At 67.7% G+C, this 9,696-nt stretch carries 10 protein-coding genes and 3 tRNA genes; 4 read left to right on the top strand and 9 right to left on the bottom strand.

Annotation, left to right across the window (positions count from 1 at the left end):
* Together rluB and scpB are read right to left on the bottom strand one after the other, a co-directional pair.
* A partial coding sequence (gene rluB / locus L540_RS20265; protein WP_048026713.1) for a 23S rRNA pseudouridine(2605) synthase RluB occupies positions 1-1,358 on the bottom strand: 1,358 nt, incomplete at its 3' end.
* Positions 1,359-1,399: 41 nt separating this feature from the next.
* Complete coding sequence (scpB, locus tag L540_RS20260) at positions 1,400-2,389, bottom strand: SMC-Scp complex subunit ScpB (RefSeq protein ID WP_043214593.1); 990 nt, start codon at positions 2,387-2,389, stop codon at positions 1,400-1,402.
* Between the two features lie 70 nt (positions 2,390-2,459).
* Between scpB and L540_RS20255 the strand changes: the two genes are divergently transcribed.
* Positions 2,460-2,536, top strand: a tRNA-Met gene (locus L540_RS20255).
* 501 nt (positions 2,537-3,037) lie between these two features.
* Here L540_RS20255 and L540_RS20250 read toward each other — a convergent pair.
* Both L540_RS20250 and L540_RS20245 read right to left on the bottom strand, forming a co-directional pair.
* Positions 3,038-3,952 (bottom strand): LysR family transcriptional regulator, encoded by a 915-nt coding sequence (locus tag L540_RS20250; RefSeq protein WP_109842581.1) that lies wholly within the window; start codon positions 3,950-3,952, stop codon positions 3,038-3,040.
* Between the two features lie 77 nt (positions 3,953-4,029).
* Positions 4,030-5,067: a CobW family GTP-binding protein gene (locus tag L540_RS20245; protein ID WP_043214590.1), complete on the bottom strand. Its 1,038-nt coding sequence runs from the start codon at positions 5,065-5,067 to the stop codon at positions 4,030-4,032.
* A 106-nt stretch (positions 5,068-5,173) separates the two neighbouring features.
* On the opposite strand from L540_RS20245, the gene L540_RS20240 reads away from it, so the two are divergent.
* Positions 5,174-5,524 (top strand): cupin domain-containing protein, encoded by a 351-nt coding sequence (locus L540_RS20240; RefSeq protein ID WP_043214587.1) that lies wholly within the window; start codon positions 5,174-5,176, stop codon positions 5,522-5,524.
* A gap of 74 nt (positions 5,525-5,598) precedes the next feature.
* On the opposite strand, the gene L540_RS20235 is transcribed toward L540_RS20240, so the two are convergent.
* From L540_RS20235 to L540_RS20215, 5 genes are all read right to left on the bottom strand, one after another.
* Positions 5,599-5,674: transfer RNA gene (locus L540_RS20235), tRNA-Asn, on the bottom strand.
* A 168-nt stretch (positions 5,675-5,842) separates the two neighbouring features.
* Positions 5,843-5,918: transfer RNA gene (locus L540_RS20230), tRNA-Thr, on the bottom strand.
* A gap of 128 nt (positions 5,919-6,046) precedes the next feature.
* The gene (gene maiA / locus L540_RS20225) at positions 6,047-6,691 is read right to left on the bottom strand and encodes a maleylacetoacetate isomerase (RefSeq protein ID WP_043214585.1); all 645 of its coding nucleotides are present in this window, start codon (positions 6,689-6,691) and stop codon (positions 6,047-6,049) included.
* 50 nt (positions 6,692-6,741) lie between these two features.
* Positions 6,742-7,728 carry a 4-hydroxy-3-methylbut-2-enyl diphosphate reductase gene (gene ispH / locus L540_RS20220; protein ID WP_043214583.1) on the bottom strand — a complete coding sequence of 329 codons (987 nt, stop codon included), beginning with the start codon at positions 7,726-7,728 and terminating at the stop codon, positions 6,742-6,744.
* Positions 7,728-8,183: an FKBP-type peptidyl-prolyl cis-trans isomerase gene (locus L540_RS20215; RefSeq protein WP_043214581.1), complete on the bottom strand. Its 456-nt coding sequence runs from the start codon at positions 8,181-8,183 to the stop codon at positions 7,728-7,730. Before L540_RS20215 ends, ispH begins: the two co-directional genes overlap by 1 nt.
* A gap of 72 nt (positions 8,184-8,255) precedes the next feature.
* Between L540_RS20215 and radC the strand changes: the two genes are divergently transcribed.
* Complete coding sequence (gene radC, locus L540_RS20210; RefSeq protein ID WP_043214579.1) at positions 8,256-8,933, top strand: RadC family protein; 678 nt, start codon at positions 8,256-8,258, stop codon at positions 8,931-8,933.
* Between the two features lie 55 nt (positions 8,934-8,988).
* The gene (kynB, locus tag L540_RS20205) at positions 8,989-9,618 is read left to right on the top strand and encodes an arylformamidase (RefSeq protein WP_043214577.1); all 630 of its coding nucleotides are present in this window, start codon (positions 8,989-8,991) and stop codon (positions 9,616-9,618) included.
* Positions 9,619-9,696: the final 78 nt, after the last annotated feature.

Raw genomic sequence — 9,696 nt, 5'->3', positions numbered from 1 at the left:
CCGCCGCCCGCCGGCGAGGCCGGCTTGCGGCCGCGCCCCTTGCCGGCCGGCTTGGCCTTGCCGCCGCCGTCATTGCCCAGCGGGTGCCCGTTGGCATAGCCGCCCGTGAACATCAGGCCGGTGCCAAAGGGATCGGAAGGACACGGCGCCGAGGCGCCGGCACGGCCGCCTTGCAGCTTGCCCCGGCGGCCGATGCGCGCGCCGTTCATGCCGTTGCGCTCCATCGTGCCGAAACCCGGCGGCAGCGCGCTGTCATGCGATTGCGGCTGACGCGATTTGCCGCGGCGTCCGCCCGCCTCGTCGTCGCCGTCGCGCAACAGGCCCAGCTGCACCATCAGCGCGGACACCAGCGAGGCATCGAGCTCTTCCCAGCGGCCGCGGCGCAGCGAACGGGGCAGCACCAGATCACCGAACCGGGTGCGGATCAGCCGGCTGACCGTGACGCCCACGGCCTCGAACATGCGGCGCACTTCGCGGTTGCGGCCTTCTTGCAGCGTGACGCGGTACCAGCGGTTGCTGCCATCGCCCCCGAGATAATCGAAGGAACCGAAAGCGGCCTTGCCATCATCCAGGTCGATGCCCTCGACCAGCGACTTGCGCTGCGCCTCGTCCATCTCGCCCAGCACGCGCACGGCGTATTCGCGCTCGGTGCCGTAGCGGGGGTGCATGATGCGGTTGGCCATATCGCCCGAGGTCGTGAAAATCAGCAGGCCCTCGGTATTCAGGTCCAGGCGGCCCACCGACAGCCATTTGCCGGTGCGCAGCTTGGGCAGGCGGGCGAACACGCTGGCGCGGCCGCCGGGATCATCATGGCTGACGATTTCGCCGGCCGGCTTGTGATACAGGATCACGCGCGGCGGCTTCTTGGCGTTGGGGCGCGCGATGGGCTTGCCATTGACGCGGACCTGGTCATTGGGCGCCACGCGCTGCCCGATATGGGCCGGCTCGCCGTTGACGGACACACGGCCCGCCACGATGAGCTCTTCCATCTCGCGCCGCGAACCGATGCCCGCGTCGGCCAGCACCTTGTGCAGCTTGGGCATGATGGCTTCGCTGTTCAGGTACTTGCCCAGGCGCTGTTCGCTGCGCGCCGCCTTGTCCAGATAGGACAGGGCCTCATCGGCCTCGCGTTCCGCCTGGCGGGCATTGTCGCTCGGACGGACGGCCTCGGCGGCCGCCTCATCGGCGGCTTCGCCGGCATCCTTGGCTTCTTCGCCCGCGGCGTCGGCGCGGCGGCGGCGAAACGGCGTGCGCAGCTTGCGGCCGCGGCTGCGGCCGCCGCCCTCGCCTTCGGGGGAGGCGCCGGCGGCCTGGTCGGCCGAAGGCGCCTGATCAACGGTGGAATTGTCGTCCTGCATCGTTGTCGTTGTATTGGTTGTCACTGGGACAGCTCCGGATTTCAAACTGGCTCGGACTTGCCTGGCGCAAGCCCATTGTTGTCTTGGTCTTGGGGACGCTGCGGCACTTCCGGCACCTCGGGGGTGGCGGGTTGCGGCGGCGGCACGATTTCGGGTTCGGGCTGAACCGGCTCCACTTCGGGAGTCGACGGCGGGACCGTCTCGTCGGGTTCGGCGGGAGGCTGAATCCGGTCGGGTTCCGGCACGGGCACCTCAGGTGTCGCGGGGCGCCCGTCATCCGGATCGGCGGAGGTATCCGCCGGCTCCGGCAAAGACGCATCCGGCGCGGCGGACTCGGCCGCAGACTCGGAAGCGATGCGAGATTCTACGCCATCCTGGGCCGGCGCGTCAGCGTCCGCTGTGTCGGCGCCCGGCTCGCCCTCCGCCGGCAGGGCCTCGCCAGCCGCCGCGGCGATTTCCTCCAGCTGGATCTCGGTGCCGCCCAGGTCCAGCCCGGCCAGCGCGGCGGCGGCCTGGGAGGACTCCAGCGGCGGCAGCTCGTCCAGCGCCCGCAGGCCCAGGTCGTCCAGGAATTGCCGCGTGGTGCCGAACAGCGCGGGACGGCCAGGGGCGTCACGATGGCCGATGACCTCGATCCAGCCGCGGTCTTCCAGCGTCTTGACGATCTGCGACGACACCGTCACCCCGCGGATATCCTCGATATCGCCCCGGGTCACCGGCTGGCGCCAGGCCACGATGGCCAAGGTCTCGAGCACCGCGCGGGAATACTTGGGCGGCCGCTCGGGATTCAGGCGCTCGAGATAGCGCTGCATGGCCGGGCGGCTCTGGAAACGCCAGCCGCCGGCCAGATGCGCCAATTCCATGCCGCGCCCGTCCCACTGCTGCTGCAAGGTCTCGAGCCAGGTCCGCAACGTACCGTTGGTCAGCTCGGGGTCATCGCCAAAAAGCCGGTGCATCTCGGCCAATTGCATAGGCTGGGCGGCACATAGCAGCGCCGTTTCCAGCACGAGAATTGCCTCGCTATCGTTCATCGATACCTAATAATAAAAGTCGGCCAACTTGCGCCGGGATTGATTTCAGAGTAAAGTTCTTCTTCTCAGACGCGGGGTGGAGCAGTCTGGCAGCTCGTCGGGCTCATAACCCGAAGGTCGTAGGTTCAAATCCTGCCCCCGCAACCAAATTCGAAAAGGCCTGGCATCTGCCGGGCCTTTTTCATTGCCTGGCCCGGGCGGGCGCAAAAACGGCAACCAAGGCCGCCCGGCAGGCAGCGCGCAGCCGCGCCCGCCTGGCCATCTGCCAGCCGATCAGCGAATGCCGATGCGCTTGCCTTAACGATCATTACCCTCTTCCTGTCCTGACGGCTCGCGGCGTGGCCCGCAACCCGCCGCGCGGCCTGCACGGCCCGCCGGATCAAAGACAAAAGAAAACTGAATAAGAAACCTGAACCGTCCCGGACAGCGAGCGTCTGCGCGCTGCCGCGCCGCGGGCGCGCCGCCACAGGGCCGAACGGTACTCAAGATATTCAAGGACATCGCCGCCATTACCCCGCCGGGGACGACGGCCGGACCGGGGCGGCAAAACCGCAAGATCAAAACCGATCCACCCGGGAATGCGCGCCACCCGCAAGCCGCTTGCGGCGATACGCGCTTATATGGCGATGTTTCTTCATTATAGCCCCTTCATTTTCGCCCAGCCAGGGGCACATCCCAAGGCGCCTGGCCCAGGCGCTCCACCAGGAAATCCAGCATGGTGCGCAGCACCAGCGGCATCTGGCGGCGCGAGGCGTAGACCCCATAGACCCCCAGCACCTGGGGCTCGCTATCGGCGAGGATGGCCCGCAGCCGGCCGGCCAGGATCTCCGGCCCGGCCAGATAGGTGGGCAGCATGGCGATCCCCGCGCCGCGCAAGGCCGCGCCCATGAGGACCTGCGCCTCGTTGGCCGTGATCGTGCCGCTGACCGGCACATCGACGGTCTCGCCCTCGCGCACGAAACGCCACAGGCTGCGCCCGTAATAGGAATGCGTGAGGCAGTTATGCAAGGCCAGATCTTCGGCCCGGGCCGGCATCCCGCGCTCGGACAGATAGGCATCGCTGGCGCACACCACCGAGCGGCAATCCGCGAAGCGGCGCGCGATGAGATTGGGGTCCACATCATTGGTGATGCGCACCGCCAGATCCACGCGCTCTTCGACCAGATTGACCAGCCGGTCCACCAGCAGCAGGTCCACCGAGGTGCCGGGATAGCGCTTGACGAAGTCGGCCACCACCGGCACCAATTGGCTGCTGCCGAAAGACAGGGAAGCGCTCACGCGCAACAGCCCCTTGGGCGCGGCCTCGGGCGTGGCCACCGCGTCGCGCATATCGCCCACCAGGTCGAGCATGCGGCGGCAGCGCGGCAGCGTCTCGGCCCCGGCCGGGGTCAGGCTCAGGCGCCGCGTCGTGCGATGCAGCAGGCGCACCCCCACCCACTCTTCGAGTTCGGCCAGATAGCGCGACACCATCGCACGCGACATATCGAGATGAGTGGCCGCGGCGGACAGGCTGCCCCGGTCCGCGACCTCGACAAACACCTGCATGGCTTTGAGCCTGTCCATGATTGTCTCGTTCCACGCATCAGACAGAACAGTTTTATAACGGATTCTGCGCGCAATCAAATGGCGGCGCGGGCCGCCTACACCTGGCGCAGCGCCTGGCGCGCCACCGCGCCCACCGCGCCTGGGTCCAAGCCGCGCAGGATGAAGACCAGCCGCGAGGCCCGGCTGTCGCTGGGCCATTGCGCCAGCGGCTCCAGCGGATAGAGCTGGCGGTGCACGCCATGCACCACATGGGGCAGGGCCTCCGCCTCGAAACAGACCAGGCCCTTGATGCGCAGCAAGCCCTGGTCATAGCGCGCCTGGATATCGTGCATGCCGGCGAAAAACTGCCCGCGGCTCACCGGCGCCACCATGTCGAGCACAAAATGCCCGACCCCGGCATGGCGCCCCAACTGCCCCTGCCCCCCATAGGCCGACAGCCAGCGTCCCAGGGGAGCCGGCTCGCGGCGCTCGGTCCGCAGCGACATTTCGGTCAAGGCCGCCGGCACCGGCCCCCGCGGCTCAAGCGCCAGGACCCGCACGCCGGGATGCACCTCGGCGATGGCCTGGCGCACACGCGCCAATTGCGCCTCGCCGACCAGGTCCGCCTTGCTGATGGCGACCACATCGGCCAGCGCCAACTGCTGCGCCGCCTCCTGCTGCGCCGCCCCGCCCCCGGCCTCGTTGCCCAGATGCCGCAGCAGATGCTGCGCGTCGGCCACGGCGATCGCGCCGCGATAAACATAGCGCGCGGCGAGAAAGGGATCGTTGCGCAAGGTGAACAGTATCGGCGCCGGGCTGGCCATGCCCGTGGTCTCGATGAGCACCCGCCTGAAGCGCTTGATGCGCCGCTGCAGCGCCAGCATGAAGATATCGCGCAAGGTATCGACCAGGCCGCCAGCCACGGTGCAGCAGATGCAGCCGCCTTCGAGCAGCACGATGCGGTCATCGACCGAACGCACGAGCACATGATCGACGCCGATCTCGCCCAGCTCATTGACGATGACCAAGGCGTCCGCGTAGGCGGGATCGAGCAGCAGGCGATTCAACAGGGTCGTCTTGCCGCTGCCCAGAAAACCCGTCAGGACGGTCACGCCGATACGGGTGTCCGGCTGGCTGCCGCTTACCGTTTCCATGCTGCCCTGCCCTGTCCTCGGCGGCCCGGCGCCGCCCTGCCTTGCGCGCCGGCTGGCGCGCGCGGGAATAATATTACAAACACCCCACCCCTACCGGGAGAGCGCCATGTCCTTGCACCACGCCCGCCCAGGCGAACGGATCGACATCAGGCCCCTGGGCGCCGCCTTGCGCGACACGCCCTCGCAGGCCCTGGTGCGCTCCGACCAGATAGAAGTGCTTAGATTGATTCTGAAAGCCGGCGACATCCAGCCCAGCCATGAAGTCGCGGCCAGCGCGATCACCCTGCAGTGCCTGGAGGGCCAGGCCATGCTGGACGCTTATGGCGTGAGCCAAGCCCTGAGCCCGGGCGAGCTGGTGTTTCTGGCCGCGGGCGTGCCGCATCGCTTAAGCGCCATCACCGATTGCGCCATCCTGCTCACGCTCTGCCTGGACCGCGGGCCCATCCCGCCCCGATAAGCCGATAACCGATAAGGACAGGGCCGCCCAAAACCAAAAGGGCCATCTACTTACGTAGATGACCCTGAATTCTTTGGCTCCCCGAGCTGGGCTCGAACCAGCGACCTGCGGATTAACAGTCCGTCGCTCTACCGACTGAGCTATCGGGGAACTGCTAAGAAACGAGATTATGCGGTATTTTTTTCTTGCGTGCAAGTCGGCCTCGGCCGCCCGCTTTACGCAACAGCACGCCCCCAACGATGCGCGCAAACTCGACGCCATACCGGCCAAGCCGGCAGCAAAAAGGCCACCCGGTGGGTGGCCTTTTTGACTTGCAACTGGTGCCGGCAATAGGAGTCGAACCTACGACCTTCGCATTACGAATGCGCTGCTCTACCAACTGAGCTATGCCGGCAATATTCTTGCGCCTCGCCGATCTGACTACCTGCGAGCCTTCGATCTTGCCCCTGAAAAATCAGGGGCCAAAGAAAGGAGACCGCGATAATAGCAGAAATTTTTTCCGCCGCGCAAGCCAAGCCCGGTTTATTCGGCGTCGGGTTGGTTTTCCGGCGCGGCCTTCTGGAAGGCCGGCAAGGCATTGCAGGCTTCGTCGATGCGCAGGATGGTCGGCATGGCGGTCAGGTCGCAGCCGAAACGGCGCGCATTGAAGACCTGCGGCACGAGGCAAAGATCGGCCAGGGTGGGCGTATCGCCATGGCAGAAGCGGCCCGTCTCGGAAGAATTCGCGAGCATGGATTCCACGGCGGCCAGGCCGGTGTCCACCCAGTGGCGATACCAGGCGTTCTTGACCTCTTCCGCCGCCTTGACTTCGTGCTTGAGGTATTTCAGCACGCGCAGATTGTTCAGCGGATGCGTGTCGCAGGCGATGCTCAGCGCGATGGCCCGCACGCGGGCGCGCGCGGCCGGCGTGGCCGGCAGCAAGGGCGCGGCCGGATGGGTTTCGTCCAGGTATTCGATGATGGCCAGCGATTGCCCGATGACATGGTCGCCGTCGACCAGCGTGGGCACCAGCGCGGCCGGATTCAGGGCGCGATAGCCTTCCGACAGCTGCTGGCCGCCGTCCTTGAGCAGGTGCACGGGCTTGTAGTCGTAGGGCAGGCCCTTGAGGTTGAGGGCGATGCGCACACGATAGGCGGCCGAGCTGCGGAAGTAGCTGAACAACTGCATGGTGTCTCCTGCCGGCGGCCGGGCCGCCTGGTGAGGTGTGTTATGAATGGTCAGTCGAGGTTCTCGACCTGGGCGCCCTTGCGCGACAAGCCCTTGGGCAGCGGAAAGGCGACGTTTTCTTCGAGGCCGGGCATGGTGCGCACGGATACGGCGCCCAGCTCGCGGACCCGGTCGATCACCTGGCGCACGAGCACTTCGGGCGCCGAGGCGCCGGCCGTGATGCCGACGCGATGCCGGCCCGCCAGCCAGGCGGGGTCGATGGCCGCGGCGCCGTCGACCAGATGCGCCTGCACGCCGATGCGTTCGGCCACTTCGCGCAGCCGGTTGGAATTCGAGCTGTTGGGGCTGCCCACCACGAGGACGAGGTCGCATTCGGGCGCGAGCACCTTGACCGCATCCTGGCGGTTCTGCGTGGCGTAGCAGATATCGCTCTTCTTGGGTTCGACGATGGTCGGGAAGCGCGCCTTGAGGGCGCGCGAGACCGCCGCGGCGTCGTCGACCGACAGCGTGGTCTGGGTGACGTAGGCGAGATTGTCGGGATCCGCGACCCGCAGCGCCTCGACGTCCTCGACCGTCTCGACCAAATACATGCCGCCCTGGGCCTGGCCCAGCGTGCCCTCGACCTCGGGATGGCCCTTGTGCCCGATCATGATGATCTCGCGGCCGGCGGCGCGCATGCGCGCGACCTCGACGTGGACCTTGGTGACCAGCGGGCAGGTGGCGTCGAAGACGCGCAGCCCGCGCGCCTCGGCCTCGGCGCGCACGGCCTTGGACACGCCATGGGCCGAGAACACCACGATGGCGCCTTCGGGCGCCTGGTCCAGTTCGTCGATGAAGACGGCGCCCTTGGCCCGCAGATCCTCGACCACATAGCGGTTGTGGACGATTTCATGGCGGACATAGATGGGCGCGCCATGCAGTTCGAGCGCCCGCTCGACGATTTCGATGGCGCGGTCCACGCCGGCACAGAAGCCGCGCGGCTGGGCCAGCAGGACTTCGGCATCGGCGGCGGTGACCGGCTTGACGAGCTCGCTCATCAGAGGACTCCGAGAATATGGACATCGATCCGCAGGCGGGTGCCGGCCAGCGGATGGTTGAAGTCGAACAGCGCCCAGTCGTCGTTGATTTCTTTGAGGACGCCGGAGTAGCGCCCGCCATTGGGCGCGGCGAATTCGACCAGATCGCCGGGATTGAAACCGGCATCGGCGCCGGCATGCTCGGCGAGCATGCGGCGCGTGACTTTCTGGAGCAGCTCGGGGTTGCGGTCGCCGTAGGCGTCGGCCGGCTCCAGCGTGAAGCTGAAGCGCTCGTCCTCGCCGTGGCCCAGCAGGGCGGCCTCCATGCCGGGCGCCCATTGGCCGCTGCCCATCTGCAGCGTGGCCGGGCGGCCGTCAAAGGTGTCGGTGAACACCGAGCCCTCGGCCGGACCCGAGGCCAGGACGACGCGGTAATGCAGGGTCAGGTAGGAGTCCGGATGGATGGAAACAGTCATAGTGGGCAAATCGGGCGCGGCGGGGCGCCATCATTTCAGCAACCGAGAATCCGACATTTTAGAGCCTCCCGCATGAACCTGCCCGACACCCTGCTTCCCTGCCAGCGTCCCCGAGAGCGCCTGCTGCGCCTGGGAGCGCCCCCGCTCAATGACGCCGAGCTGCTGGCGCTGGCCCTGCGCACCGGCCGGCGCGGCTGCAACGCGCTGGAATTGGCCCAGCGGCTGCTGGTGCGCTACGGCGGGCTGCGCGGCGTGTTCTCCGCCACCGCCCAGGAACTCTGCGCCGAGCCCGGGCTGGGCGCGGCCAAGGCCTGCTCGCTGCTGGTGGCGCCGGAGCTGTCGCGGCGCGCCATCGAGGAGTCGCTGCGGGGCCGCCAGACCATGAACCACCCCGACGAGGTCAAGCGCTATTGCCGCACCGCCCTGAGCCACCAGCCCATCGAGCACTGCATCGCGCTCTTCCTGGACCAGCAGCTGCAGCTGCTGGCTTGCGGCGAACTGGCCCAGGGCACGCTGGCGCGCGCCTCGGTCTTCCCGCGCGAGGTGGTCAAGGAAGCCCTGCGCCGCCATGCCGCGGCCATCATCCTGGCCCACAACCATCCTTCGGGCAGCGCCCGGCCCAGCAGTTCCGATTGCCTGTTCACGCGCCAGCTGGGGCAGGCCCTGGCCCTGGTGGACGTCCAGCTCATCGACCACCTCATCGTGGCCCGCGACCAGGTCTATTCCATGGCCGAACACGGCCAGCTCTAGGCTGGCGGCGCAGGCTTCGCTAGACTAGCTGGCAAGACTCTTCCGCCAGGTTTTCATGAAGCGCATCTGGGACATTTCACCGCCGGTCTCGGCCCAGTCACCTGTTTTCCCGGGTGACACGCCCTATCGCCAGCAATGGACGTGGGAGCGCTCGCCGCAATGCCCGGTCAATGTCAGCGAAATCGCCATGTCGCCGCATGTCGGCGCGCATGCCGATGCGCCCCTGCACTATGCCGATGGCGCGGCCGCCGTCGGCAGCCTGCCGCTGGAGCCGTTTCTCGGGCCCTGTCGCGTCATTCACGCCATCGGCTGCGGCCCGCTCATCCTGCCGCGGCACCTGGCCCATGCCGCCGAGGCCATGCCGGCGCGGGTGCTGGTGCGCACCGCCCAGCATGCGGCCGTGCACTGGTGGACGGACGACTTCTCGGCCTATGCGCCGCAAACCATCGAGTGGCTGGCCGGCCTCGGGGTCCAGCTGATCGGCATCGACACGCCCAGCATCGACCCCGCCAGCAGCAAGACCCTGGACAGCCACCAGACCATCCTGCGCCGCGACATGCGTGTCCTGGAGAATCTGGTGCTCGATGCGGTCGAGCCGGGCGATTACGAGTTGATCGCCCTGCCGCTCGCCCTGGTCCAGGCCGACGCCAGCCCGGTGCGCGCCGTTTTGCGCGAACTGGGCTGAACCGCGCCGCCCGCCGCGGCGCCATACGACCACGAGGTTCCCGGTCCGCCGGCCCGGGAACCGACCATGAGGCTCGCC

This window comes from Bordetella pseudohinzii (assembly GCF_000657795.2).
Classification (GTDB): Bacteria; Pseudomonadota; Gammaproteobacteria; order Burkholderiales; family Burkholderiaceae_B; genus Bordetella; species Bordetella pseudohinzii.
The sequence above is the reverse complement of the archived record's forward strand: the minus strand, read 5'-3'. Positions and strand labels throughout refer to the sequence as shown.